Source organism: Cupriavidus necator N-1, from assembly GCF_000219215.1.
Taxonomy (GTDB): domain Bacteria; phylum Pseudomonadota; class Gammaproteobacteria; order Burkholderiales; family Burkholderiaceae; genus Cupriavidus; species Cupriavidus necator.
The window spans coordinates 195669-220011 of sequence record NC_015726.1 but is presented as its reverse complement, the minus strand read 5'-3'; the positions used below and the strand labels follow the sequence as shown (position 1 = coordinate 220011).

General features: G+C 67.8%; 24 protein-coding genes and 1 pseudogene. 11 read left to right on the top strand and 14 right to left on the bottom strand.

All coding sequences use genetic code 11. From position 1 onward, the window contains the following. The first annotated feature begins 305 nt into the window (after positions 1–305). Positions 306–1709: a coniferyl aldehyde dehydrogenase gene (locus CNE_RS01095; RefSeq protein ID WP_013955311.1), complete on the top strand. Its 1404-nt coding sequence runs from the start codon at positions 306–308 to the stop codon at positions 1707–1709. Here CNE_RS01095 and CNE_RS01090 read toward each other — a convergent pair whose 3' ends face one another. Together CNE_RS01090 and metK are read right to left on the bottom strand one after the other, a co-directional pair. Next, positions 1710–2654, bottom strand: coding sequence for a Kdo hydroxylase family protein (locus CNE_RS01090; RefSeq protein WP_013955310.1), 945 nt, complete (start codon positions 2652–2654; stop codon positions 1710–1712). It abuts the gene before it with no gap. Between the two features lie 202 nt (positions 2655–2856). Further along, positions 2857–4020, bottom strand: a complete 1164-nt coding sequence (gene metK, locus CNE_RS01085) for a methionine adenosyltransferase (RefSeq protein ID WP_029047350.1) — start codon at positions 4018–4020, stop codon at positions 2857–2859. A gap of 331 nt (positions 4021–4351) precedes the next feature. On the opposite strand from metK, the gene CNE_RS01080 reads away from it, so the two are divergent. The 4 genes from CNE_RS01080 (at position 4352) to CNE_RS01065 (ending at position 7974) form a co-directional block, all read left to right on the top strand. Then, complete coding sequence (locus tag CNE_RS01080) at positions 4352–5257, top strand: lysophospholipid acyltransferase family protein (protein WP_041228271.1); 906 nt, start codon at positions 4352–4354, stop codon at positions 5255–5257. Beyond that, the gene (locus tag CNE_RS01075) at positions 5254–6147 is read left to right on the top strand and encodes a lipid A biosynthesis lauroyl acyltransferase (RefSeq protein ID WP_013955307.1); all 894 of its coding nucleotides are present in this window, start codon (positions 5254–5256) and stop codon (positions 6145–6147) included. The genes CNE_RS01080 and CNE_RS01075 overlap by 4 nt, the downstream gene beginning before the upstream one ends. Positions 6148–6189: 42 nt before the next feature. Beyond that, a complete protein-coding gene (dapF, locus tag CNE_RS01070; RefSeq protein WP_013955306.1) occupies positions 6190–7056 on the top strand; it encodes a diaminopimelate epimerase in 867 nt (288 codons plus the stop codon). A 108-nt stretch (positions 7057–7164) separates the two neighbouring features. Beyond that, positions 7165–7974, top strand: a complete 810-nt coding sequence (locus CNE_RS01065; protein ID WP_013955305.1) for a polyphosphate kinase 2 family protein — start codon at positions 7165–7167, stop codon at positions 7972–7974. Between the two features lie 14 nt (positions 7975–7988). Here the strand turns inward: CNE_RS01065 and CNE_RS01060 are convergent, their stop codons facing one another. Together CNE_RS01060 and pyrE are read right to left on the bottom strand one after the other, a co-directional pair. Then, positions 7989–9296, bottom strand: a complete 1308-nt coding sequence (locus tag CNE_RS01060; protein ID WP_013955304.1) for a patatin-like phospholipase family protein — start codon at positions 9294–9296, stop codon at positions 7989–7991. Between the two features lie 102 nt (positions 9297–9398). Continuing rightward, a complete protein-coding gene (gene pyrE, locus CNE_RS01055) occupies positions 9399–10085 on the bottom strand; it encodes an orotate phosphoribosyltransferase (RefSeq protein WP_013955303.1) in 687 nt (228 codons plus the stop codon). Positions 10086–10112: 27 nt separating this feature from the next. Here pyrE and CNE_RS01050 point away from each other — a divergent pair, with 27 nt between their 5' ends. Beyond that, complete coding sequence (locus CNE_RS01050; protein WP_013955302.1) at positions 10113–10889, top strand: exodeoxyribonuclease III; 777 nt, start codon at positions 10113–10115, stop codon at positions 10887–10889. 9 nt (positions 10890–10898) lie between these two features. On the opposite strand, the pseudogene CNE_RS39020 reads toward CNE_RS01050, so the two are convergent. After that, positions 10899–11102: pseudogene (locus tag CNE_RS39020) on the bottom strand (type II TA system antitoxin MqsA family protein); the annotation flags it as partial. 116 nt (positions 11103–11218) lie between these two features. Between CNE_RS39020 and argC the strand changes: the two are divergent. After that, positions 11219–12166: an N-acetyl-gamma-glutamyl-phosphate reductase gene (gene argC, locus CNE_RS01045; protein WP_013955301.1), complete on the top strand. Its 948-nt coding sequence runs from the start codon at positions 11219–11221 to the stop codon at positions 12164–12166. Between the two features lie 70 nt (positions 12167–12236). Here the strand turns inward: argC and CNE_RS01040 are convergent, their stop codons facing one another. Further along, positions 12237–13199, bottom strand: coding sequence for a M48 family metallopeptidase (locus CNE_RS01040; RefSeq protein ID WP_013955300.1), 963 nt, complete (start codon positions 13197–13199; stop codon positions 12237–12239). A 155-nt stretch (positions 13200–13354) separates the two neighbouring features. Here CNE_RS01040 and CNE_RS01035 point away from each other — a divergent pair, with 155 nt between their 5' ends. Continuing rightward, positions 13355–14614: a muropeptide transporter gene (locus CNE_RS01035; protein WP_013955299.1), complete on the top strand. Its 1260-nt coding sequence runs from the start codon at positions 13355–13357 to the stop codon at positions 14612–14614. A gap of 13 nt (positions 14615–14627) precedes the next feature. On the opposite strand, the gene CNE_RS01030 is transcribed toward CNE_RS01035, so the two are convergent. Both CNE_RS01030 and CNE_RS01025 read right to left on the bottom strand, forming a co-directional pair. After that, positions 14628–15476 carry an acyl-CoA thioesterase gene (locus CNE_RS01030; protein ID WP_013955298.1) on the bottom strand — a complete coding sequence of 283 codons (849 nt, stop codon included), beginning with the start codon at positions 15474–15476 and terminating at the stop codon, positions 14628–14630. Positions 15477–15600: 124 nt separating this feature from the next. Further along, the gene (locus CNE_RS01025) at positions 15601–16488 is read right to left on the bottom strand and encodes a DMT family transporter (RefSeq protein WP_013955297.1); all 888 of its coding nucleotides are present in this window, start codon (positions 16486–16488) and stop codon (positions 15601–15603) included. Between the two features lie 110 nt (positions 16489–16598). Between CNE_RS01025 and CNE_RS01020 the strand changes: the two genes are divergently transcribed. Next, positions 16599–17513, top strand: a complete 915-nt coding sequence (locus CNE_RS01020) for a LysR family transcriptional regulator (RefSeq protein WP_013955296.1) — start codon at positions 16599–16601, stop codon at positions 17511–17513. Here CNE_RS01020 and metW read toward each other — a convergent pair whose 3' ends face one another. The 5 genes from metW to argB all read right to left on the bottom strand — a co-directional run bounded on the left by metW (position 17514) and on the right by argB (position 22174). After that, complete coding sequence (gene metW, locus CNE_RS01015) at positions 17514–18125, bottom strand: methionine biosynthesis protein MetW (RefSeq protein ID WP_013955295.1); 612 nt, start codon at positions 18123–18125, stop codon at positions 17514–17516. It lies immediately after the preceding gene. Next, complete coding sequence (gene metX, locus CNE_RS01010) at positions 18122–19303, bottom strand: homoserine O-succinyltransferase MetX (protein WP_013955294.1); 1182 nt, start codon at positions 19301–19303, stop codon at positions 18122–18124. Before metX ends, metW begins: the two co-directional genes overlap by 4 nt. Before the next feature lie 275 nt (positions 19304–19578). Beyond that, positions 19579–20250, bottom strand: coding sequence for a nucleoid occlusion factor SlmA (slmA, locus tag CNE_RS01005; protein ID WP_013955293.1), 672 nt, complete (start codon positions 20248–20250; stop codon positions 19579–19581). Continuing rightward, positions 20247–21185 (bottom strand): pyrimidine 5'-nucleotidase, encoded by a 939-nt coding sequence (locus tag CNE_RS01000; protein ID WP_013955292.1) that lies wholly within the window; start codon positions 21183–21185, stop codon positions 20247–20249. The genes slmA and CNE_RS01000 overlap by 4 nt, the downstream gene beginning before the upstream one ends. 71 nt (positions 21186–21256) lie before the next feature. Continuing rightward, entirely contained in the window at positions 21257–22174 is a 918-nt protein-coding gene (argB, locus tag CNE_RS00995) for an acetylglutamate kinase (protein ID WP_010813296.1), read from the bottom strand. 355 nt (positions 22175–22529) lie between these two features. Between argB and CNE_RS00990 the strand changes: the two genes are divergently transcribed. Continuing rightward, complete coding sequence (locus CNE_RS00990; protein WP_013955290.1) at positions 22530–22772, top strand: cysteine-rich CWC family protein; 243 nt, start codon at positions 22530–22532, stop codon at positions 22770–22772. Here the strand turns inward: CNE_RS00990 and CNE_RS00985 are convergent. Then, positions 22745–23275, bottom strand: coding sequence for a DMT family transporter (locus tag CNE_RS00985; protein ID WP_013955289.1), 531 nt, complete (start codon positions 23273–23275; stop codon positions 22745–22747). The genes CNE_RS00990 and CNE_RS00985 overlap by 28 nt on opposite strands. Before the next feature lie 93 nt (positions 23276–23368). Between CNE_RS00985 and CNE_RS00980 the strand changes: the two genes are divergently transcribed. Beyond that, positions 23369–24304 (top strand): LysR family transcriptional regulator, encoded by a 936-nt coding sequence (locus tag CNE_RS00980; protein WP_013955288.1) that lies wholly within the window; start codon positions 23369–23371, stop codon positions 24302–24304. Positions 24305–24343: the final 39 nt, after the last annotated feature.

Here is a 24343-nt window from a genome sequence, read left to right as displayed (position 1 = left end):
CGCGAGTCCGCAGGCGGCGCGCGTGCGTGAGCCGGGCCGCGCTAGTGCGTGCGCGCCCTGTCCGTCCAGCGGATGGCAAGCTGTGAGATTCAGTGTAGGCGCTAGCCCGGACAGTGGAGAAGCCCGGTGGCGCGGGCCGCCGCGCAGCGCAGACGGGCGTTTGAATTGCCCTTCTGGTAGGAAACTTCCATTGCCATGGCTGGCACGCTACCTTATCGTGCGCGGGAACACGCGGACCGTTGCACCGCCACCCGCCGCGATCCGCTTCCACTGTCCCCGCACGTCCCTTGCCCAGGAGCGCAGCAATGCGAGAAGTCCCCGACCTGTCGTCCGTCTTTGGCGCCATGCACGCTGCGTCACGGCGCGACCAGCTGCCCGCCTGGGCCGTGCGCGCCGACCGCCTGCAGCGCCTGCGCCGGCTAGTGACAGAGAACGAGGCTGCCATTGCCGCCGCCATCCACGCGGACTTCACCAACCGGCCGCGGCAGGAAACCGCGCTGCTGGAGGTATTCCCGAGCCTGGGCGGCATCGACGACGCGCTGCGCCACGGCAAGCGCTGGATGCGCGTGCGCCGCGCCGCCACCGGCTTCTGGTTCCGCCCGGGCCGCTCGCGGCTGGTGCCGCAGCCGCTGGGCGTGGTGGGCATCGTGGTGCCCTGGAACTATCCGCTGTACCTGACGGTGGGGCCGCTGGCCGGCGCACTGGCGGCGGGCAACCGCGCCATGGTGAAGCTGTCGGAATACACGCCGCGCTTTGCGGCCTTGTTCGCGCAACTGGTGCCGCAGCACTTTGCGCCGGACGAGATCGTGGTGGTCAACGGCGATGCCGAGGTGGCGAGCGCCTTTACCGCGCTGCCCTTCGACCACCTGCTGTTCACCGGCTCGACCGCGGTCGGCCACCATGTGATGCGCGCGGCGGCCGCCAACCTGACCCCGGTGACGCTGGAACTCGGCGGCAAATCGCCGGCGATTATCGGCGCCGGCGCCGACCTGCCACGTGCGGTGGAGCGCATCCTGGTGGGCAAGCTGATGAACGCGGGCCAGACCTGCATCGCGCCAGACTACGTGCTGGTGCCGGAAGACCTGCGCGAGCAGCTGGTAGAAGCGGCACGCCAGTGCGTGGGCCGGCTCTATCCGGACTTGGCGCGCAACGTGGACTACACCAGCATCATCAGCCCGCGCCACTTCGCGCGCCTGGCGGCGCTGGTGGATGAAGCCTCGGCGCAAGGCGCGACCGTGGTGCCGCTGTCCGATGCGCAGCCGGACGCGCAGGCGCGGCGCCTGCCGCCGGTGCTGCTGCTGGATGTGCCCGAAGGCATCACGGCGATGCGCGAGGAGATCTTCGGGCCGGTGCTGCCCGTGGTGACGTACCGCACCCTGGACGAGGCGGTGGACTACATCAATGCGCGCCCGCGACCGCTGGCGTTGTACCTGTTCGAGCGCGACCGCGGCGCCATCGGCCATGTGATGAAGCAGACCGTTGCCGGCGGCGTCACGGTCAACGACACGCTGTTCCATATCGCCCAGGACGGCCTGCCCTTCGGCGGGGTCGGCGCCAGCGGCATGGGCGCCTATCACGGCCAAGCGGGCTTCGACACCTTCTCCAAGGTGAAGCCGGTGTTCCACCAGGCCGGCCTGAACGGCGCCGGCCTGCTCAAGCCGCCTTACGGCAAGACCTTCGAAACCATGTTGCGCCTGCTTTTGCGTTGATCAGGACACCAGCATCGGCCGCCCGAGCATGCGCGACAGCACCGCCTCGGGCGAGTGGGTGTGGTCGGAAATCGCCTGCGGCGCCAGGTAGATGGTCTGCTCCATCATCGCCCGTCCGCGCATGGCCGCATGCAGCAGCTGGTCGCTGAAGACGATCCAGGTGGAACCCGGCGGGAAGTGGAATTCCTGCTGCGGCACCTTGGCCTGGTAATCCAGGTCGGCCTTGGCCAGGTCATGCAGCTGCAGCATGCGGTGGTCGTATTCCGAGCGCTTGCGCTTGGTGATATGCAGCAGCTTCATCAGCGCCGCCTGCCCGGGCCACATGCCATGGGTCTTGGGCACGAACTTCTGCGCAAAATCGCCGAACGGCTCGCCCACGCGCCACACGCGCGCCGCAGCCGGGTCGATATTGTGGAACACTCGCAACAGGCGCTTGCCCAGCATCGGGTTGGACGGGAACGAGTCCACGTGCAGGCGGGTGTCGTCCTTGCGCCAGCTGACCGGGCGCCCGGCGATCTCGCTGGGCCGCAGCGAGGTGCCGGCGCGCGTCATGTGCGGGATGTATTCCGGGAACAGCGTGCGCACCAGCAATTCGCTGTTGTCGGCGTAGCGGCGGATCAGCGTGTACAGGTCCGCCAGGTCCTGCGGGCTGCCCTGGGCACCGCGCACTGCGGTGTCGTCGGCGCGCAGGTTGATGTTCTTGGACTTGCCGTCGGAATAGCGGCTGTCCAGGAAGCGCTCTTCGCCCGGCTGGAAACGGAAATTCAGGTTCGGGAAGTACAGCACGGCGCCCTGCTCCAGCTCGCGGCGCAGCGTGGCGCGTTCTTCGGCCGTGACCTGCGGCGCCCAGTCGGTATATGGCTGCGGGCGGATCAGGTTGAGCTGGCCGGCGGCGGCGGGCGGCTGGGTTGAAGTCGAGGGGGCAAGGACAGGCGCTTCGGACATGGCATCCTCTGGAAACGGTCACCAGTGTTTGGGGTCGGCCGCCGGCGTGGCGGCTTGGGATGGCGGGATTTTACTCCCTGCTGCATGCGGTGGCGCCGGCGTCACGCGGCGACTGGACCAGGATCAAGTCCGCGCAAAAAAACCCCGCGGGCCCTTGCGGGCCGGCGGGGCTTGCCGTCAGTGCTGCTGACGCGGGTGGCGCTTACAGGCCAGCCGCGGCGCGCAGCGCAGCCGCCTTGTCGGTGGCTTCCCACGAGAATTCCGGCTCTTCACGGCCGAAGTGGCCGTAGGCGGCGGTCTTCTCGTAGATGGGGCGCAGCAGGTCCAGCATCTGCACGATGCCCTTCGGGCGCAGGTCAAAATGCTCCTGCACCAGTTCGGCGATCTTGGCGTCGGGGATCTTGCCGGTGCCTTCGGTGTAGACCGTCACGTTGATCGGGCGGGCCACGCCGATGGCATAGCTGACCTGCACCTGGCACTGGCGCGCCAGGCCCGAGGCCACCACGTTCTTGGCCACGTAGCGCGCGGCGTAGGCGGCCGAGCGGTCGACCTTGGACGGGTCCTTGCCCGAGAACGCGCCACCGCCGTGGGGCGAGGCGCCGCCGTAGGTATCGACGATGATCTTGCGCCCGGTCAGGCCGCAGTCGCCCTGCGGGCCGCCGATCACGAAGCGCCCGGTCGGGTTCACCAGGTACTTGGTTTCCTTGAGCATCTCGGCCGGCAGCACCGGCTTGATGATTTCCTCGATCACCGCTTCGCGGATCTGGGCCTGGGTGATGTCCGGCGAATGCTGGGTCGACAGCACCACGGTATCCACGCTGTGCGGCTTGCCGTCGACGTAGCGCACCGTGACCTGCGACTTGGCGTCCGGGCGCAGCCAGGGCAGGCGGCCGTCGCGGCGCAGCAGCGACTGGCGCTCGACCAGGCGGTGGGCGTAGTAGATCGGGAACGGCATCAGTTCCGGGGTCTCGTCGCAGGCGTAGCCGAACATCAGGCCCTGGTCGCCGGCACCCTGGTTCAGGTAGTCGTCGGAAGCGCGGTCAACGCCCTGGGCGATGTCGGGCGATTGCTTGTCATAGGCGACCAGCACCGCGCAGCCCTTGTAGTCGATCCCGTACTCGGTATTGTCGTAGCCGATGCGCTTGATGGTGTCGCGCGCGATCTGGATATAGTCGACGTTGGCGGTCGTGGTGATTTCCCCAGCCAGCACCACCAGACCGGTGTTGCAAAGCGTCTCAGCTGCCACACGCGCGTACTTGTCCTGGGCCAGGATGGCGTCCAGGACGGCGTCGGAAATCTGGTCGGCGACCTTGTCGGGATGGCCTTCGGAGACGGATTCCGAAGTAAAAAGGAAGTCGTTTGCCACGAACTTATTCTCCAGGTTGGCTATTGCGTGCCAGCCCGTGCGGTTCATGGCGGCGACGCTTTAGCGGTATTTCAAGCAGCCCGGTCAGAGCCGCATCGCCCCGCAAGTTGTCAGTTAACTCGGCGATACACGCTATTATACGCGCCTGCCGGGCTCGTTGCAGCGCGCCAACGGTACAGCACGGCACCCGGCCAACCTGCCGGGGCACCGTGCCCATATGAATCCCGATGACGGCACGCTGCGCGCGGAACTGAATACCGCCATAGAAAAAACGCTGCCTGTTCGCCTGTTCCCCGGCACAGACCCGCAGCAGACCTGCTTTTCGCGCCTGATGACCTTTTTATTCTGGCTGATCTCCCGTTTTCCCCTGCGGCTGCTGCAAGCCGCGGGCGGCGCGCTCGGACTACTGAGCGCGCGCCTGCCCGGCCGCTACGGCCGGCGCCTGCGGGAGAACTTCCGCCAGGCGTTTCCCGACGCCACCGAGGCGATGATCGACGAAGCGGCCCGTTCGGCCGGACGCATGATCATCGAGATGCCCTACTTCTGGAGCCGCAGCAAGATCGGCGCGAAGCTGTATGGCTTTGACGACTACCTGTGGCCCGAGCTGGGCAAGCTGCAGGCGCGCGGCAAGGGCATCATCATCCTGACCCCGCACCTGGGCTGCTTTGAAGTGCTGCCGCAGTCCCACGCGCTGCAGCGCCCGGTCACCGCACTGTTCAAGCCGCCGCACCAGCCCTGGCTGCGCGACTGGATCGAAAAAATGCGCACCCGCCCCGACATGCACATGGCGCCGGCCACGCCGCGCGGGGTGCGCATGCTGGTCAAGGCACTCAAGCGCGGCCAGGCGGTGGGCATCCTGCCCGACCAGGTGCCCAGTGGCGGCGAGGGCAACTGGGCGCCGTTCTTCGGCAAGCCCGCCTATACGATGGCGCTGGTGCACCGGCTGCAGCAGCTGACCGGCGCGCCGGTAGTGGCGGTCTTTGCCGAGCGCCTGCCGCGCGGCGCCGGCTATCGCGGCCACCTGCGCGTGATCAACGACGGCGGCATGTTGCCGGACGATCCTGCCGCAGCAGCAGCGGTCATCAACCGGACCATCGAGGAACTGGTACGCCTGTGCCCCACGCAGTACCTGTGGGCTTACAACCGCTACAAGCAACCCGCCGGAGCGGGCACCCCGGACGCGCCGGACACCCCGGGCAACGACACCGAGCCGGCCGCTGATCAATCGATTTCATGAGCCGTGTGTTCACGTGGCTTGGCATCGGCTTGCTGACGGTGCTGGGCAAGCTGCCATATCCGTTCGTCGCGCGCTTCGGCGAGGCGCTGGGAAGCCTGCTCTACCTGGTGCCGAGCGAGCGGCGCCGTGTGGTACAGGCCAACCTGCGCCTGTGTTTCCCGGACCGGACCGAGGCCGAAATCGACGAGCTGTCGCGCCAGAGCTTCCGCATCCTGTTCCGCAGCTTTGCCGAGCGCGGCATCTTCTGGACCGGCAGCGAAGCGCAGATGCGCCGCTGGGTGCAGATCGACGACCAGGCCGACCTGGTGGCGCTGGATGGCACCCCGCATATCCTGGTCACGCTGCACCTGTCAGGCGTGGAAGCCGGCGCGATCCGGCTCACCATCAACCTGCGCGAGCATCTCGGCCGCTCCGGCGCGTCGCTCTATACCAGGCAGAAGAACGACCTGTTCGACCACTTCCTGAAGCACGCGCGCGGGCGCTTCGGCGCCAACATGATCTCGCGCAACGACAGCGCGCGCGACATCCTGCGCTGTCTGAAGAAAGGCGAGGCGCTGCAGCTGATCGCTGACATGGATTTCGGCGAGCGCGACTCGGAGTTCGTGCCGTTCTTCGGCGTGCAGGCGCTGACACTGACCTCGGTGTCGCGGCTGGCACGCCTGACCGGGGCCAAGGTGGTGCCGATCTACACCGAGATGCTGCCTGACTACCAGGGCTATGTGCTGCGCATCCTGCCGCCCTGGGAAGACTACCCCGGCGCAAGCGTCACCGACGACACGCGCCGCATGAACGCCTTCTTCGAGGACTGCATCCGCCCGCGCGTGCCGGAGTACTACTGGGTGCACAAGCGCTTCAAGCATCGCCTGCCGGGCGAGCCCGAGATTTACTGAGCGCGCCGGCACGTCCGGCGCCGCGCAGCTACAATCCCCACCATGAAACTCCAGTTCACCAAGATGCACGGCGCGGGCAACGACTTTGTCGTGCTCGACGGCATCCACCAGCAGATCGACCTGACTCCGGCGCAATGGCGTGCGCTGGCCAGCCGGCATTTCGGCGTGGGCGCGGACCAGATCCTGATCGTTGAAAAGCCGTCCCGCCCCGATGTCGACTTCCGCTACCGCATCGTCAATGCCGATGGCAGCGAGGTGGAGCACTGCGGCAACGGCGCGCGCTGCTTTGTGCGCTTTGTCACCGACAAGGGCATGACCGACAAGCGCTCGGTGCGCGTCGAGGTGATGAACGGCGTCATTACCCTGACGCTGCAGGACGACGGCCAGGTCACGGTGGACATGGGTGCGCCCGAACTGGAACCGGCGCGCGTGCCGTTCCGTGCCGAAGGCCTGCCCACCCGCGCGGAAGGCGCGGACACGCTGTACGGGCTGGAGGTCAACGGCCGCACCGAATGGATCTCGGCGGTATCGATGGGCAATCCGCACGCGGTGCAGGTGGTGGACAACGTGGAGAACTTCCCGGTGCTGCAGGACGGCCCGGTGGTGGAGCACCATGCCGCCTTCCCCAACCGCGTCAATGCCGGCTTCATGCAGGTGCAGGACCGCCACACCATCCGGCTGCGTGTCTACGAGCGCGGTGCCGGCGAGACCCTGGCTTGCGGCACCGGTGCCTGCGCGGCCGTGGTGGCCGGCATCCGGCGCGGCCTGCTGGACTCACCGGTGCGGGTGCATACCCATGGCGGCGAACTGACCATTGCCTGGGACGGCGGTGCGGAACCGGTGCGCATGACCGGCCCGGCCACCACCGTGTTTGAAGGCAGCATTGACCTAGCAGCCCTGCCGGCCTGACCATAGGGGCTGTGCGCCCCTTTCCACACGCCCCGCATTCCTTGTCGCGGAGCCCCGGCGGGGGGCGCCCATTCCCTTGATCTTACTGGTCAGACCGATGGAGCGCCCATGCCGCTGGACGATTTCCGCATCACCTCGGGCAAGCGTTTTCGCCTTGCCGACTTCGACCCGGGCAGCAAGCCGCTGTCGTGCGGCAAGAAAGAGGAAGACCTTGCCCGCATCATCGAGCTGAGCAACGCCCTCGACGCGCAGCAGGACATCTTCTACGCCGAGCACCGGCGCAAGCTGCTGGTGGTGCTGCAGGGCATGGATACCAGCGGCAAGGACGGCACCGTGCGCGGCGTGTTCCGCAGCTTCGATCCGCTGGGCATCCGCGTGGTGGGCTTCAAGGCCCCGTCGCCCGAGGAACTGGCGCGCGACTACCTGTGGCGCATCCACCTGCAGGTACCGAAGACCGGCGAGATCGTGGTCTTCAACCGCAGCCACTATGAAGACGTGCTGATCACGCGCGTGCACGACTGGATCGACGCCGCCGAGTGCGAGCGGCGCTTCCGCCAGATCCGGGACTTCGAGTCGATGCTGACCGAGACCGGCACCACCATCGTCAAGTGCTTCCTGCATATATCCCGCGACGAGCAGAAGGCACGGCTCGAAGCGCGCCTGGCGGACCCGGAGAAACACTGGAAGTTCGACACCACCGACCTTGCCGAGCGCAAGCACTGGAAGGCCTACATGGACGCCTACGAGGCTGCCATCATGGCGACCAGCACGCCCGAATGCCCGTGGTACGTGGTGCCGGCCGACTCCAAGACACACCGCAACCTGATGGTGGCGGAGATCCTGACCAAGGTCTTCGAGGACCTGAAGCCGGCCTACCCGCCGGCCCGGCCGGAACTGGCCACGATCAAGGTCGACTGAGCCGCCCGGCCGCCTCAGCCGCCGTTGCCGCGGTGCACGTCGTGCGTGACGAAGGGGTGCTCGCGGCTGGGCATCGCCAGCCATTGCGGGTGGCGCAGGGTCTGGCGGATATCGTCCAGCCCGCTGGTCCAGTGCTCATGCATGGTGAGCGCGCCGAACTGGTAGTCCTTGGCCAGGTTCTCGAACGACTTGTCGCGGTAGATCAGCTGGATCACATTGCGGCGCGCGTCGCAGGCCTGCTCCGCCGCGCGGCGGTACCAGGCGTTGTCGCGCTTTGACGGCGGTACCAGCGCCATCACCTCGTTGAGCATGCGGCGCAGGTTCTGCTGCTCGCGCATGTAATCGGTAATGGCCCGCGTGCGGCTGGAATACTGGATGTCCTTCTGGCGCTCGGCCACGTCGACCAGGTCGTGCGGCAGCTTGCCGCGCGCGCTCCACAGGTCGACCTGGAAGATCAGCGCGTCGCGCCGCGGCTGCGCGGTCAGCACCTCGGCCAGCGGTGTGTTCGACACCAGCCCGCCATCCCAGTAGTACTCGCCACCGATCTCCACCGCCGGAAAGCCCGGCGGCAGCGCGCCCGAGGCCATGAAGTGCTCGGGGCAGAGCTTGTCGCGGGTATTGTCGAAGTAGGCGAAATTGCCGGTGCGCACATTGACCGCCCCCACCGAGACGCGCATCAGGTCGGGGCGGTGGTTGATCAGGTCGAAGTCGGCAAAGCGCTCCAGCGTCGCCTTCAGCGGCGTGGTGTCGTAGAAGCTGGCATGGCTCGGATCCGAGTAGCGCGACATCAGCTCCGGCCAGCTGCGCGGCTGGAAGAAGCCACGCTGGCCTTCCAGCATGGCACGCGCCGCATGCAGGCCATCGAACCAGATCCGCATCGGCTCGGGCCAGCCTTCGGCATGGTCGGCGAACCAGGTGTGCGACAGACTGGGCATCCACGGCTGCGCGCAGATGTACTCCCAGAAGGCGCACAGCTGTTCCACGCGGCGCTGGGGCGGATTGCCGGCGATGATGGCGGCGTTGAGCGCACCGATGGAGATGCCGGCAACCCAGTTCGGGTAGATCCCGCCCTCGGCAAGGCCCTGGTACACGCCGGCCTGGTAGGCCCCGAGCGCGCCGCCACCCTGCAACACCAGCGCGCGCACGGCATAGGCCTCATGCGCCGCCCGGTCCGGGGCCTTGGCAGCCTGGCGCACCGGCTTGCGCGGCAGCACCTGCGCGCCGCGCTCGGCCAGGGACTCGCCGTTGCCGGCTGATTCCGCCGTTGTGGATGGCGTTGCCGCCTGCCGCCCTGCCCGTTCCTGCCGCTCTTTTGCCGCCACGCCGCGCTCCCTCCCAGTCTGAAAGTCAGCCGTCCGTCCGCTGTCCGCCGAACGTGCGGAATGAGGGCGCAGGCTGGCAGCGCCCCGTTGTCATCAACGGCTTCAGACGCCGTAGCGCTGACGATAGGCCGCCACGGCCTCGCGCGAAGCCCCCAGCGCCGGGTCCTGCGACGCATCCAGGTAAGCCAGCAGGTCCTTCAGGCTGGCGATCGCGATCACCGGGATGCCGAATTCGCGCTGCACGTCCTGCACGGCGGAATGGGTGCCGACCTGCTCGGCGGTACCGCTCTTTTCCATGCGGTCCAGTGCGATCAGGACCGCGGCCGGCTCGGCGCCGGCGGCGCGGATCATGTTGACCGATTCGCGCACCGAGGTGCCGGCGGAAATCACGTCGTCGATGATGACCACCTTGCCCTGCAGCTTGGCCCCGACCAGCGTGCCGCCTTCGCCGTGGTCCTTGGCTTCCTTGCGGTTGTAGGCGAAGCCGACGTCACGTCCCATGCCCGCCAGCGCCACCGCCGTGGCCGACGCCAGCGTGATGCCCTTGTAGGCCGGCCCGAACAGCACGTCGAACTGCACGCCCGAGGCCAGCAGCGTTTTGGCATAGAATTGCGCCACCTGGCCCAGCATCGCGCCCTGGTTGAACAGGCCGGCGTTGAAGAAGTAAGGCGACTTGCGGCCGGCCTTGGTGACGAACTCACCAAACGACAGCACGCCCGCATCGAGCGCAAAGCGGATAAAGGTCTGGCTGAGATCGGCACCCGCGGGCGGTTTCTGCTGCGTCATCATTTCTCTCTGAATTCAAAATTTCCCCGAATGTTACGGATTATCAGCGCCAACCTCAACGGCATCCGCTCCGCGTCGAAGAAGGGCTTTTTCGACTGGATGGGCAAGCAGGACGCAGACATGGTCTGCGTGCAGGAACTGAAGGCGCAGGCCGCCGACATGACGGAAGCGTTCCTTGCGCCACATGGCTACCACGGCTATTTCCACTATGCCGAGAAGAAGGGCTACAGCGGCGTGGGCCTCTACACGCGCCATCAGCCCGAGCGCGTGGTCACCGGCTTCGGCATTCCCGAGTTCGACAACGAAGGCCGCTATGTGGAAGTGCAGTACCCGCACCTGGCAGTAATCTCCGTGTACGTGCCGTCCGGCTCCAGCGGCGAGGAGCGCCAGCAGGCCAAGTTCCGCTTCATGGAGGCCTTCCTGCCGCATCTTCTGCAACTGAAGGCAAGCGGGCGCGAGATCGTGCTGTGCGGTGACGTCAACATTGCGCACAAGGAAATCGACATCAAGAACTGGAAGGGCAACCTGAAGAACTCAGGCTTCCTGCCGGAAGAACGCGCCTGGATCGGTGAACTGTTCGACAGCCACGGCTATGTCGATGTGTTCCGCAAGCTGGATCCGCGCCCCGACCAGTACACCTGGTGGAGCAACCGCGGCCAGGCCTATGCCAAGAACGTCGGCTGGCGCATCGACTACCACCTGGCCACGCCCAAGATCGCAGACACGGCGCACCTGTGCTCGATCTACAAGGACGAGAAGTTCAGCGACCACGCGCCGCTGTCGATCGACTACGACTTTCCGCTCTGAGCACGGCATTTACGCCGCCCGGATCTCTTCGAGCAGTTTCGGGTGGCGATCAAGCAGCTTGAGCAGCTTGACCAACGCCAGCGGCGGCTTGGTCCGGCCGGTCTCGTAGCGCGAGAACGCGTTGACCCCGCCGCCGAAGATCTCGGCGCCTTCGCGCTGGTCGAGGCGGAGCTTCTTGCGAACGCCGGTGATATAGGCCGGATCGACAAGCGTAATCCCATCGGTACAAACCCCTGCGACCAGCCCCCATCCCCGCTACAATGCAGGTTCCCTATCGCATGCGGCAGGGGACGTTTCGCATTCCCCGCACCTCATTGAGTGAGTCAGCCATGGTTTTCAAAGTGTTCGTCGATGGTCAGGAAGGCACCACCGGTCTCCGGCTGCTTGACTATCTATCCGGCCGTTCCGACGTGGAACTGCTGCGCATTGCCGATGACAAGCGCAAGGACCCGGCCGAACGAGCACGATTCCTGAACGCCGCCGACGTCGCCTTCCTGTGCCTGCCCGATGCGGCCTCGCGCGAGGCGGTGTCGCTGGTGACCAACCCGAACACCTGCGTGATCGACGCCAGCACGGCGTTCCGCACCTCCGACAGCTGGGCCTACGGCCTGCCCGAGCTGGCGCGCGGCCAGCGCGAGAAGATCCGCGACAGCAAGCGCATTGCGGTGCCGGGCTGCCACGCCAGCGCCTTCGTGCTGGCAGTGCGTCCGCTGGTGGACGCCGGTGTGCTGCCGTCCGACTACCCGGTTTCGGCGTTCTCGCTGACCGGCTACAGCGGCGGCGGCAAGTCGATGATTGCCGAGTTCGAAGCCGGCGGTAACCCGAAACTGGACAGCCCGCGTCCGTACGCGCTGGGCCTGGAACACAAGCACCTGCCCGAGATGCGCGTGCAGGCCGGCCTGGCGCAGGCGCCGATCTTCAACCCGATCGTCGGCAACTTCCTGAAGGGCCTGGCGGTGACGGTGCCGGTGTTCACGGACCGGCTGGCGCGCAAGGTCAGCCCCGAGCAGATCGTCGAGATCTACCGCAAGCATTATGAAGGCGAGCAGTTCGTGCGCGTGATGCCGTACAACAGCGCCGACAACCTCGACGGCGGCTTCTTCGACGTTCAGGCCAACAACGACACCAACCGTGTCGACCTGTTCGTGTTCGGCAATGCCGAGCGCCTGAACCTGGTGGCCCGCCTGGACAACCTGGGCAAGGGCGCGGCCGGCGCGGCGGTGCAATGCATGAACGTGCATGTGGGCGCTGACGAGGCCACGGGGCTGCGCGCCTGACGCGGCAGCAGGCCCCGAATGAGGAAAAAGCCGGCATTGCCGGCTTTTTTCATTGGCGTCAGCAGACCGCTCAGCGTTGCAGCGGCTTCTGCCGGTCGTCGTCGCCGCTGTCCACCGGCGCGCCGCCCAGGTTCGCCACATTGGCGCGGTATGGCGGCAGCCTGTCCACCGTGGTATTGCTCGCGCGCGCATAGAGCGGCAGCACTTCCGGCAGGTGCTTCTCCAGGTCGGCGATGCGGCTGCGCCCGGACGGATGCGTGGACAGGAACTCTGTGCCGGACTGGCTCACCTTGCCCATCTTCTGCCACAGCGACACTGCCGCGCGCGGGTCGTAGCCGGCGCGCGCGGCGATATCCATGCCGATCAGGTCCGCCTCGGACTCATCCGCGCGCGAGAAACGCAGCGTCAGCAGGTGGGCGCCGGTGCCCAGCGCCATATTGCCAAGGTTGCCGAAGCCGAACAGCTGCGAGATCACGTTGGCACCGAGGTTGGTGATCTCTGACTTGGCGGCGCGCTCGCGCGCATGCTCCTGCAGCGCGTGGGCGATCTCGTGGCCCATCGCCATGGCGATCTCGTCGTCGGTCAGCTTGAGCTGGTCGAGCAACCCGGTATAGAAGGCGATCTTGCCGCCCGGCATGCAGAACGCATTGACCTGCCTGGAGCCGATCAGGTTGATCTCCCACTGCCACTGCCGCGCGCGCTCGTTCCAGCGTGCGGTCTGCGGCAGCAGCCGCTTGCCGATCGTGCGCAGGCGCACCAGCTGCGGGTTGTCGGCGGCGGCCAGTGCATGCTTGGCGATGGCTTCCTGCTTGAGCTGCTCGTATTCCTGCGCGGCCTGCTGCTCGATGGCCTCGACCGGCACGATCTTGCGCACGGCCGAGCCGCTGCGGTCCAGCCGGATGCCGCCAGCCTCGCTGTCCTGCGCCTGGGCGGGCATGCACCAAGCCATGGGCGCCGCCACCGCGGCCAACGCCAGCGCGCGGACCAGACGGTCACGGGTAGGACGCTGAACACCTTGCAGGCGGCGGAGCATTTGCGGTTCCTCGGACGCAGTGGAAGACCAGGCAGGCGGATCGGTGATCCGCGGCAACGATGCCCTGCCGTGCCACATGTGGCGGGCAGGCAAACAGGTGATGCAATAATACACGGCGCCCGCGCAGCCGCGCGGCGCTTCACGCCGGCCCGTTCATGACCTTCCAGACCTATCTCGATATCTTCCGCAACCGCCGCATCGGCGCCATGCTGGCGCTGGGCTTCGCCTCCGGGCTGCCGCTGGCGCTGACCTCCGGCACCTTGCAGGCATGGATGACGGTCGAGGGGCTGGATATCAAGACCATCGGCTTCTTCTCGCTGGTGGGCCAGGCCTATATCTTCAAGTTCCTGTGGGCGCCGCTGATGGACCGCTACACGCCGCCGCTGCTGGGGCGCCGGCGCGGCTGGCTGCTGGTGACGCAGCTGGGGCTGGTGCTGGGCATTGCCGGCATGGCCTTCTGCCCACCGCGCGAGGCGCTGTGGATGCTGGCGGCGCTGGCCACGCTGGTGGCCTTCCTGTCGGCGTCGCAGGACATCGTCTTCGACGCCTACAGCACCGACGTGCTGCGCCCGGCCGAGCGCGGCGCCGGCGCAGCGGTCAAGGTGCTGGGCTACCGGCTGGCGATGCTGGTCTCGGGCGGCCTGGCGCTGTGGCTGGCCGACCGCGTGCTCGGATGGCAGCAGACCTACCTGCTGATGGCGGCGCTGATGGGCGTGGGCATCGTCACGCTGCTGTGGGCCCCGGAGCCCGACGTGCCCGCGCGCACGCCGCATTCGCTGGAAGAGGCGGTGGTCGGCCCGCTGCGCGACTTCTTTGGCCGCCAGGGCGCGTGGTGGCTGCTGCTGCTGATCGTGCTGTACAAGCTCGGCGACGCCTTTGCCGGCAGCCTGTCGACCACCTTCCTGATCCGCGGCGTGGGCTTCTCGGCGGGCGAGGTGGGCATCGTCAACAAGACCCTGGGGCTGGCCGCCACCATCATCGGCGCGCTGTTCGGCGGCACCCTGATGGTGCGCCTGGGCCTGTACCGCTCGCTGATGCTGTTCGGCGTGCTGCAGGCGGTGTCGAACCTGGGCTACTGGATCCTGGCGGTGACGCCGCCGCACCTGTGGACCATGGGGACGGCCATTGCGGTCGAGAACCTGTGCGGGGGCATGGGCACGGCGGCCTTCGTCGCGCTGCTGATGACGCTGTGCAACCGCTCGTTCTCGGCCACGCAGTACGCGCTGCTGTCGGCGCTGGCGTCGGTGGGCCGGGTCTATGTGGGGCCCTCCTCGGGCTATATGGTCGAGGCCTGGGGCTGGGCGCCGTTCTACCTGGGCACGGTGGTGGTGGCGCTGCCTGGCGTGATGCTGCTCTGGGCCATGCGCCACACCGTGCATCGCTACGAGGCCCAGGCGCGCGAAGCGATCGCCTGAGCCCGCGCCTGCCTCATTCCTTGTAGTAGACGATCTGGTGCGAGCTGGCGATCAGCTCGCCGCGGGCGCTCCATAGCTGCGCGCGCTGGTCGAAGAAGCCCTGCCTGAACACCTGCGCCTGCGCGCTGGCCAGCACGTGGCTGTCGCCCAGCGCGGCCAGCGTGGCCGCATCGGCATGGAAATAGGTGGTCATCGACACCGTGCCGGCCGGCACGAAGCCCGCGCGCTTGAGGAAGATGCGCGGGTAGAAGCTGTCGGCCCAGGCCGCCAGCGCGGCGAAGTCCGGCGTGCGCGCCGGCGCGTCGCGCAGCCAGAACTGCGTCAGGCTGTCCGGGTGCTCGGTGCCGGCCTCGGTGGCCGGCTTGGCGCCGCGCACCGGGCGCATGTCGTAGGACTTGAGCCAGCGCACCGGCGCAAACCCGCTCATGACCGGGAGGGTGTCGGCCGCTGGCACCTCCGGCATCAGCGCCTCGCCGCAGGCCCAGGTCTCGCGGCGCACCGCAAACATGGCGGTGGCAGTGGTGGCCACGGCATCGCCCTGGCGCAACTCCAGCGTCCAGTGCTGGGTCGAGCGGTTGGTGCGCACCGGGCGCGCCTCGATCTCGAACGGCCCCTCGGCGATCGGCCCGGCAAAGTTGACCGTCAGCGAGACCGGGTCGCCCAGGCGCTGCGGATGGTCCAGCGCCGCCTGCAGCAGCGTGGCGGCGGTGATACCGCCGAACGGGCCGATCATGTTCCAGTACTCGGGCGTGGTGCGGCCCAGGAAGCGGTGGCCGCCGGCCGGCTCCAGCGCCAGCGCGTCGTCAAAGGGATGGAGCGGGCTGGCGGCAGTGGCCGCCTGGGTCTGGGGCGCAGTGGACATGGCTGGTATGGGTTGGTGACTCGCAGGGAATAGCACGATCGTTCGATCCACTGCCTACACTAACCGTAGTCAGCGTTCGGGTCAAGACGGCAGTCCTCCAGCCGCTGGCACCGTCGCACCCGCATCAGCCTTGCGCCCGCCGCCGCAGCGGCAGGCTCCAGCCCAGTTGGTTGGCGACCACGCCCAGCAGCACCAGCGCCATGCCGGCGATCTGCAGCGGCCCCAGCACCACGCCGAACACCATCACGTCGATCACGATCGCCACCAGCGGATAGATAAAGGACAGCGTGGCGATCGACACCACGGTAAGGCGCTGGAAGGCGCCATACAGTAGCGTGTACATCACGCCCGTATGCACCAGCCCCAGCGCCAGCAGCGCGGCCCAGGTGCCGGTGCCATAGCTGCCCGCAGCAGGATGCGCCAGTGGTGCCAGCATCAACACGCCCAGCACCATCTGCAGCCCGGCAATCTGGCCTGGCGGGATGGCCTGCAGCCGGCGCGTGGCCAGGGTCGTCACCGCATACAGCAGTGCGGCCAGCAGGCCCAGACCGATGCCGGCCAGCATCGCAGTGCCAGTGGCGCCATGCTCCAGCCCGGTGATCAGCATCACCCCGGCAAAGGCCAGCACCAGCCATGGCAGCCGCGCGAACGGGAACGGCTCGCGCTGGATCACCGAGGTCAGCATCAGCAGGAAGAACGGCTGGGTGTGGTAGACCACCGTGGCAATGGCGATGCCGCTGTACGCATACGCCGAGAACAGCGCCAGCCAGTTGAGCACCAGCGTGACGCCGCCCAGCACCAGCCAGCCAAGCTGCGCACGGGTCATCCGCACCCAGCCGCGCTGCAGCGTCAGCACGCCCAGCAGCGCAGCGCCGCCGAACAGGCAGCGGAAGAAAACCACATCGAGCGGCGGTTGGCCGCTGGTGACCACGAACCAGCCGATGGTGCCAGACAGCAGCATGGCCGCTACCATGCGCCAGGCGCCACCTGGCAAGGGTTGTTGCGAGGGCATGACGGACTCCGGTCAGACAATGGCTGCATTGTTCCATCATGCAATCTGCTCAACAATCCCGTCGTCGCTCAATTAGTATTTGATCTGAAGTCAAAGGATGGGGACGCGCAATGCCGGATATGCCACTTAATGCGATGGCCGTGTTTGCACGCGTGGTCGAGTGCGGCAGCTTCTCGGCCGCCGCGCTCGACCTGGGCATGACCCCATCGGCGGTCAGCCGGCACGTCTCCCGCCTGGAAGCCACGCTCGGTGCCAGCCTGCTGCAGCGGACCACGCGCGCCTTTGCGCTGACTGAGCTGGGCCAGTCGGTCTACGCTGCCTGCGCCCGCATGACCGCCGCCGCGCGCGAGGTCACCGCGCTCGCCGGCGAGCACGGCGGCACGCCGCACGGCGTGCTGCGCGTGAGCGCTCCGGTCTCGTTCGGGCAGGCCTGGCTGGCGCCGCGGCTGCCGGCGCTGCTGGCCAAATACCCGGGGCTGGACCTGCAGCTGACGCTGGCCGACCGCATGGTCGACCTGGTCGAGGAAGGGATGGACGTGGCCGTACGCATCGCGCGCGAACTGGCGCCCGGGCTGGCCGCGCGCCCGCTGCGCGAGGTGCGCTACCGGCTGGTGGCCTCGCCCGGCTACCTGGCCCGCCACGGCACGCCGGCCACGCCCGCCGACCTGCCCGCCGCACGCTGCCTGTACCTGGGCTACGGCAACTTCGGCGAGCGCTGGACCATGCGCCACCACGCCGGCGGCGAGAAAGTGGAGGTGCGCATCCCGCCGCGCCTGACGCTGAACAACAGCCTGGCGATCATGAGCATGGTGGAACGCGATGCCGGCATCGGGCTGGTGCCGGACTTCTCATTGGGCGATGCCCTGGACCAGGGCCGGGTCGTCACCGTGCTGGCCGACTGGGACATCCTCGAGCCCTACATCGGCACGGCCTACGCGGTCTACACGCCCACACGGCATGTACCGCCCAAGGTGCGCGCCTTTGTCGATCACCTTGCAGCCACGGCCGCCGACGCGCCAGCCTGATCAGGCCGCGCAGACCCGGTACACCGCCAGGCTGCCGCGCCAGTTGCCGCCCCAGTTGACGGTCACGCCCTCGTGCATCACCACTCGGTCGATCACGCGCAGGCCGACCTTGGGCGCCAGCGCCTCGAAGTCGCTGATGGTCAGCACACGCACGTTGGGCGTGTTGTACCACTGGTAGGGCAACGATTCCGACACCGGCATGCGGCCGCGGAACACCGACAGCCGGTGCGGCCAGTAGCCGAAGTTCGGGAACGACACGATGCACTCGCGCCCCACCCGCAGCGTGTCGCGCAGCACCTGCGCGGTGTTGTGGATGGTCTGCAGCGTCTGCGACAGGATCACCGTGTCGAAGCTCTTGTCCTCGAACAGCGCCAGGCCGCCTTCCAGGTTCTGCTGGATGACATGCACGCCCTTCTGCGCGCACGCCAGCACGCCTTCGTCGCGGATCTCGATGCCGTAGGCCTGCACGTCGAGCTCGTCCTGCAGCACGCGCAGCAGGCTGCCGTCGCCGCAGCCCAGGTCGAGCACGGTGGAGTTGGGTTCGATCCAGCGCGCGATTGCGCGGAAGTCGGGGCGCAGCGCCAGGATATTGGGATTGGCCAGGGCGTTCATGCGCCGATCTCCTCTGCGATGCGGTCGTAGTAGGCGCGCATCAGGTTGTGATAGCGCGGGTCGTCGAGCAGGAAGGCATCGTGGCCGTGCGGCGCGTCGATCTCGGCGTACGAGACCGGGCGCTTGTTGTCCAGCAGCGCCTTCACCAGCTCGCGGCTGCGGCTGGGCGCAAAGCGCCAGTCGGTGCCGAAGCTCGCCACCAGGAAGCTCGCCTGGGTCTGCGCCATCGCGCGCGTCAGGTCGCCGCCGAAGGCCAGCGCCGGGTCAAAGTAGTCGAGCGCGCGCGTGATCAGCAGGTAGGTGTTGGCGTCGAAGTACTCGGCGAACTTGTCGCCCTGGTAGCGCAGATAGCTCTCCACCTGGAACTCGACATCGAACGAGAAGCGGATGTCGTCGGTCTTCAGCTCGCGGCCGAATTTCTCGGCCATGTCCTCGTCCGACAGGTAGGTGATATGGCCGATCATGCGCGCCACGCGCAGGCCGCGCTTGGGCTTGACGCCATGCGCGTAGTAGTTGCCGCCGTGGAAGTCGGGGTCGGACAGGATGGCGCTGCGCGCGACCTCGTTGAAAGCGATGTTCTGCGCCGACAGCTTGGGCGTGGACGCGACCACGATGCAGTGGCGCAGGCGGTCCGGGTACATCAGGCTCCAGGCCACCGCCTGCATGCCGCCCAGGCTGCCGCCCATCACCGCGGCGAATTGCGTGATGCCGAACGCATCGGCCACGCGCGCCTGCGCATTGACCCAGTCTTCCACCGTCACCACCGGAAACGCCGCGCCGTAGGGCGCACCGGTGGCCGGGTTCAGGCTCATCGGCCCGGTCGAGCCGAAGCACGAGCCCAGGTTATTGACGCCGATGACGAAGAAGCGATTGGTATCGAGCGGCTTGCCGGGCCCGACCATGTTGTCCCACCAGCCCACGTCGCGCGGGTCTTCGGCATAGACGCCGGCCACATGGTGCGAGGCATTGAGCGCGTGGCACACCAGCACCGCGTTGGAGCGGGCCGCATTGAGCGTGCCATAGGTCTCGACCATCAGGTCGTAGCCGGCAATGGACGAGCCGTTGCGCAGCTTCAGCGGCTCGGCAAAGTGCATGCGCTGCGGCGTGACCACGCCGACCGAATCGGGCGGCAGGTCGAACGCGGCAGGCGTGGCGGTCGGCAGGGCGACATCAGTCATGGAATCCGGCCCGTGGCGAACGGGCATAAAAAAACCCGACCGGCATTTGCGTTTTGAAGCGTCGCAGCCAAGTCGGGATTCACTGGATTCCTTGCGGGATTCCGCGTGCCGGCGCCATCCACTACCGTGGTGGCATGGGGCGCCGACCCAACCTCTTTAGCCGCATTTATAGTGGCAACCCGGAACTTGGTCCCTTGGCTGCCGCGCGCCCGCAAGCCAGTCATCAAATCGGCGCGACCGGGCAATTATAGAGCAATCGGCCCGGCGTGTTGTTTTCAGCTCAGCAAGACCCGCAGGTGCGCCTCGGCATGGTCCGACGGCGACTTGCGGAAGCCGCTCTTGGCATAGCGGTGCCACTGTCCCTGCACCGCCGCCATGATCAGCGCCGCGCGCGCCGGGATGTCGGCATCCGCGGGGAACGCGGCCTGCGTCACCGCCATCTTCAGGCACTGGCGCAGCGAGGCCTCGATGCGGTCCACCAGCTGGTTGATGCGTTCCTGCAGGCGCTCGTGCTCGCCCACCAGCGCCTCGCCGGTCAGCACGCGCGTCATGCCCGGGTTCTTCTCGGCAAACGACAGCAGCATGCGCACGATGGCGTGGGCCTGGCGCAGGCCGTGCTCTTCCTTGTCGGTGATCTGGTTGATCAGGCCAAACACGGTCTGCTCGATAAAGCCGATCAGGCCCTCGTACATCTGCGCCTTGCTGGCGAAATGGCGGTACAGCGCCGCCTCGGACACGCTCAGGCGCGCAGCCAGCGCGGCCGTCGTGATCTTCTCCCCGCGCGGGTGCTCCAGCATGGTGGCCAGCGTCTGCAGGATCTGCACGCGGCGCTCGCCCGGGCGCGGGCGCTTGCGCGCCGGCGTGGCGGGCGGCTGGCCTCCGTCCTGCGCATCCTGCGCACTGCCTGAAATGACCGCCTCCGGCTCGCGCCCGTTGCTTTGCGTCATGACCCGATTCTCCGCATTCGTCGTTGGAGTTGATGCATCGATTGTACTTTTATGTTCACATAGGCCGGCCGGTTCGGCACGCGGGCGCGCACGCGCGGCACGTTGTCGGGCTGCGCCTGCGGTGCCTGGGTCTCCGCGGCCACCAGCGTCACCGACTGCTCCTGCGCGGCATGGCCGACATGGCGCCGGTCCTCTGCCTCCAGTGTCGAGCGTACCGCGGCATCGCGCCGGCTGCCGTCGTCGCGCACCGCGGGCACCTCATGCGGGCGCGATGGCGCGATCGTGCGCAGGTAGCCCGTCACCCAGGCGGTGCGGATGCCAGTGCCGGCATAGCGCTTCAGGTGCGACACGGTGTCTTCCACCAGCACCGCGCGATGCGGGGCAATGCGGGTCTGCACCAGCAGCCGGCGCAGCATGCGGCGGTCCGGCTTGGGCCGCAGGTGGCCATGCACCCACATCTGCTCGATTGCCACCACGCGCTCGAAGCAGTGCCGTATGCCCGCTATCTCCAGCACCGCCCGCGCGTAGTCCTGTGGCGCATTGGTGACCAGGATCTTGCGCCCCGGCAGGCGCCGCAGGTGCGCGGCCAGCCCGCGCCGCACCCGCACCATGTCGGCCAGCTCCGGGAATTCATGCGCGGCGCGCAGGAAGTCAGCCGGATCCACGCCGTGGTGCCGGATCATGCCGAGCAGCGTGGCGCCGTAGCGCTGCCAGTAGTCCACGCGCACGCGGCTGGCGGTGGCCTCGTCGCAGCCGAGCACGCGCGCCACGTAGTCGGTCATCAGCCGGTTGATGGCCGGGAAGATCGCGTGCGAGGCGTCGTGCAGGGTGTTGTCGAGATCGAACAGCCAGACCGTATCGCCCGAGGTATTGCCCGCGGGGCGGCGGCAGAGGCGAGCGCGGACACGGCGCGGAGAAGGAAGACTGGAAGGCACGCCGGGCAACTCGGAGGGTGATGGGATGATCGGGGCGGCCGGCCGCTGCCGGCACCGCCCCGAGGCTCCGCTCAGTGCGAGCGGATCATGGTGCCGAAGGCCTGCTCGGTCAGGATTTCCAGCAGCAGCGAATGCTCGATGCGACCGTCTATGATGTGCACCGAATGCACGCCGCTCTTGGCCGCATCCAGCGCCGACGAGATCTTCGGCAGCATGCCGCCCGAGATGGTGCCGTCGGCGAACAGCTCTTCGATCTCGCGTGCGGACAGGTCGGTCAGCAGGTTGCCCTTCTTGTCCATCACGCCCGGGATGTTGGTCATCATCACCAGCTTCTCGGCCTTCAGGATCTCGGCCATCTTGCCGGCAACCACGTCGGCGTTGATGTTGTAGGCCTGGCCGTCGTCGGAGAAGCCGATCGGCGAGATCACCGGGATAAAGGCGTCGTCCTGCAGCGCCTTGACCACCGCGGGGTTGATCGCCTCGATGTCGCCCACATAGCCGATATCGATGAAGGCACCCGGGTTCTCGCGGTCCGGCATCTGCAGGCGCTTGGCGCGGATCAGGCCGCCGTCCTTGCCGGTCAGGCCCACGGCCTGGCCGCCGTACTGGTTGATCAGCATCACGATGTCCTGCTGGACTTCACCGCCCAGCACCCACTCGACCACTTCCATGGTCTCTTCGTCGGTGACGCGCATGCCCTGCACGAAGGTGCCGACCTTGCCGACCTTCTTCAGTGCCTCATCGATCTGCGGGCCGCCGCCGTGCACCACCACCGGGTTCATGCCGACCAGCTTGAGCAGGATCACGTCGCGCGCGAAGCCGTGCTTGAGCTTCTCTTCGGTCATGGCATTGCCGCCGTACTTGACCACGATGGTCTTGCCGTGGAACTTGCGGATATACGGCAGGGCCTCGGCGAGAATCTCGGCTTTCAGCGCGGGAGCAATGGCGGCCACCGTGGTTGCGGCAGGCCCGGGGTTGTCGGCGTTCATGGGGGACATCCGTGAGAATCAACAGGTATGATGGCTAATCGGCCACGTAGCCAGGGATAACCAACGGGGATCGCCCGAAAGTGCGCCATCCGGCCATGGCAGGCGCCGATTTTACAAGAAACCGCGCGGGGCGCGAGTCAACCGGCCGAACGTGGTCCCGCGAATTGCCTGCAAGCGGCCTGCAAGCGCCCCACGGGGCACCAACGCGTTCCGTCCGCGCAACAACGTGCCGCCACCTCAGCCGTTTGGCTTGCGCCGCGGCTCAGCGTTCCCCAGCCTTGACCATCATGCCCGCCGCCAGCCGCCTCTTGCCAGCCCGGATCCCCAGCTTCCTGCCAGCGCCGGGAGGCCAGCCATGAGCGACGCCTCGGCCGTGCTGACCGGCCAGCCGCGCCCGGTCGAACATTGCAGCCACTGCGGCGCGGGCTTTGTCTGCGGCTACGTGGCGGGGCTGCCCGAGTGCTGGTGCGCCAGCCAGCCGCTGCTGCCGGCGCGGCGCATCGTGCCGGGCCAGCACTGCCTGTGTCCGGCCTGCCTGGCGGAGCGCCGGCAAGCCGCTCAGGAGCCCGCTCAGGAACCCGATTCCGCCGCCGGCTGAGACGCCGGCCCGGATGCCGTCGCGCTGCCCCACTGCATCACCAGCATTCCCGCAACGATCAGCGCCGCACCCGCCAGCCGCGCCGGCGTCAGCGCGCGCACCGCAAAGCCGGCCAGCCCGAACTGGTCCACCAGCAGCGCGGCCAGCACCTGGCCCGCCACCACCGCGGCGATAAAGCCGGCGGCGCCCAGCCTGGGCGCCATCATCAGCGCGGCCGAGATATAGAACACCCCCAGCACCCCGCCGATCCAGAGCCAGCCCGGCGCGCGCGCCAGTGCCGACGGCGCCGGCAGCGGCACGCGCATCAGCCACAGCACGGGCAGCAGCGCCGCCAGGCTGACCAGCAGCGACACCAGCGTGGCCGACAGCGGATGCCCGAGCGTGCGCCCGAGGGTGGCATTGGCGCCTGCCTGGAAAGGGATCGCCGCGCCGGCCAGCACGGCCGTACCAAGCGGCAGCCAGAGTGAAACCGGGAGGGAAAACGGCAACTGGGTGCCTGACATGACGCGCTCCATAGGGCAAGATGCGGTGCCGGCAGTTTGAAATATCGCAATGCGAATTTCCAATTCTGCTTTCGTACGTTTAATATTCGCCGAATGAATAGCCTACGCGGAATCGACCTCAACCTGCTGGTGGTGCTCGAAGCACTGCTGGCCGAGCGCCATATCTCCCGCGCCGCGCTGCGGCTGCACCTGAGCCAGCCGGCGGTCAGCCACGCGCTCGGGCGGCTGCGGCAGCTGCTCGACGATCCCATCCTGGTGCGCGGCAAGGGCGGCCTGGTGCTGAGCGCGCGCGCCCATGAGCTGTCCGGCCCGCTGGCCGAGGCGCTGGCGCAGGTGCGCATCCTGCTGGGGCCCAGCGGCTTCCAGCCGGCTACCGCGCGGCGCAGCTTCCGGCTGGCCATGTCCGACTACGGCGCGCTGGTGGTGCTGCCGCGGCTGCTGCGCGCGGTGCGCAAGGCCGCGCCCAATATCGACCTGGTGGTGTCGCAAGCCAGCCGCGAAGGCATGACCGCCCAGGTGGCCGATGGCGAAATCGACATGGCCCTGGGCGTGTTCACCCACCAGCCGGAAGGCGTGAAATCCGCGGAGCTGTTCTGCGAGAGCTATGCCTGCGCGGTGGATGCCGCCACCGTGCGCGATACTGGCCGGCTCGACCAGGTGGCCTACCTGGCGCGCTCGCACGTGCTGGTGGCCACGCACAGCGAACGCATGGACGCGATCGACACCGCGGTGGCCAAGCTGGGGGGACGGCGCAAGATCGCCTGCGTGGTGCCGCACTGGAGCGTGGCGCCGGCGCTGATCGCCGGGACCAACCTGGTGCTGACCACGGCGCGGCGCAGCCTGGCCGCGCTGGAGGAAGACCCGCGCTACGCCGTGTTCGCGCCGCCGTTTGCGCTGGACGACTTCACCTTCAGCATGATCTGGCACGAGCGCACCGAAGCCGATCCCGCCCACACCTGGCTGCGCGAGCGCGTACTGGCCGCGGCGGCCAGTCAGGAATCGGAAGAGCCGATCAGCTTGCGCGGCTGACGGCGCACCCCCGGCTTGGCTGGCGCCGGGGGCTGGGCA

What these genes read in the sequence shown, in the direction of transcription:
- CNE_RS00980 (WP_013955288.1), top strand. Translation starts at nt 23,369, where the DNA reads ATGAATAGCCTACGCGGAATCGACCTCAACCTGCTGGTGGTGCTCGAA.
- CNE_RS01095 (WP_013955311.1), top strand. Translation starts at nt 306, where the DNA reads ATGCGAGAAGTCCCCGACCTGTCGTCCGTCTTTGGCGCCATGCACGCT.
- CNE_RS01030 (WP_013955298.1), bottom strand. Translation starts at nt 15,476, where the DNA reads ATGTCCACTGCGCCCCAGACCCAGGCGGCCACTGCCGCCAGCCCGCTC.
- argB (WP_010813296.1), bottom strand. Translation starts at nt 22,174, where the DNA reads ATGAACGCCGACAACCCCGGGCCTGCCGCAACCACGGTGGCCGCCATT.
- metW (WP_013955295.1), bottom strand. Translation starts at nt 18,125, where the DNA reads ATGAACGCCCTGGCCAATCCCAATATCCTGGCGCTGCGCCCCGACTTC.
- CNE_RS01025 (WP_013955297.1), bottom strand. Translation starts at nt 16,488, where the DNA reads ATGCCCTCGCAACAACCCTTGCCAGGTGGCGCCTGGCGCATGGTAGCG.
- CNE_RS01020 (WP_013955296.1), top strand. Translation starts at nt 16,599, where the DNA reads ATGCCGGATATGCCACTTAATGCGATGGCCGTGTTTGCACGCGTGGTC.
- dapF (WP_013955306.1), top strand. Translation starts at nt 6,190, where the DNA reads ATGAAACTCCAGTTCACCAAGATGCACGGCGCGGGCAACGACTTTGTC.
- metX (WP_013955294.1), bottom strand. Translation starts at nt 19,303, where the DNA reads ATGACTGATGTCGCCCTGCCGACCGCCACGCCTGCCGCGTTCGACCTG.
- CNE_RS01040 (WP_013955300.1), bottom strand. Translation starts at nt 13,199, where the DNA reads ATGCTCCGCCGCCTGCAAGGTGTTCAGCGTCCTACCCGTGACCGTCTG.
- CNE_RS01075 (WP_013955307.1), top strand. Translation starts at nt 5,254, where the DNA reads ATGAGCCGTGTGTTCACGTGGCTTGGCATCGGCTTGCTGACGGTGCTG.
- CNE_RS01065 (WP_013955305.1), top strand. Translation starts at nt 7,165, where the DNA reads ATGCCGCTGGACGATTTCCGCATCACCTCGGGCAAGCGTTTTCGCCTT.
- CNE_RS01035 (WP_013955299.1), top strand. Translation starts at nt 13,355, where the DNA reads ATGACCTTCCAGACCTATCTCGATATCTTCCGCAACCGCCGCATCGGC.
- slmA (WP_013955293.1), bottom strand. Translation starts at nt 20,250, where the DNA reads ATGACGCAAAGCAACGGGCGCGAGCCGGAGGCGGTCATTTCAGGCAGT.
- CNE_RS00985 (WP_013955289.1), bottom strand. Translation starts at nt 23,275, where the DNA reads ATGTCAGGCACCCAGTTGCCGTTTTCCCTCCCGGTTTCACTCTGGCTG.
- CNE_RS01080 (WP_041228271.1), top strand. Translation starts at nt 4,352, where the DNA reads ATGACCTTTTTATTCTGGCTGATCTCCCGTTTTCCCCTGCGGCTGCTG.
- argC (WP_013955301.1), top strand. Translation starts at nt 11,219, where the DNA reads ATGGTTTTCAAAGTGTTCGTCGATGGTCAGGAAGGCACCACCGGTCTC.
- CNE_RS00990 (WP_013955290.1), top strand. Translation starts at nt 22,530, where the DNA reads ATGAGCGACGCCTCGGCCGTGCTGACCGGCCAGCCGCGCCCGGTCGAA.
- pyrE (WP_013955303.1), bottom strand. Translation starts at nt 10,085, where the DNA reads ATGATGACGCAGCAGAAACCGCCCGCGGGTGCCGATCTCAGCCAGACC.
- CNE_RS01090 (WP_013955310.1), bottom strand. Translation starts at nt 2,654, where the DNA reads ATGTCCGAAGCGCCTGTCCTTGCCCCCTCGACTTCAACCCAGCCGCCC.
- CNE_RS01050 (WP_013955302.1), top strand. Translation starts at nt 10,113, where the DNA reads ATGTTACGGATTATCAGCGCCAACCTCAACGGCATCCGCTCCGCGTCG.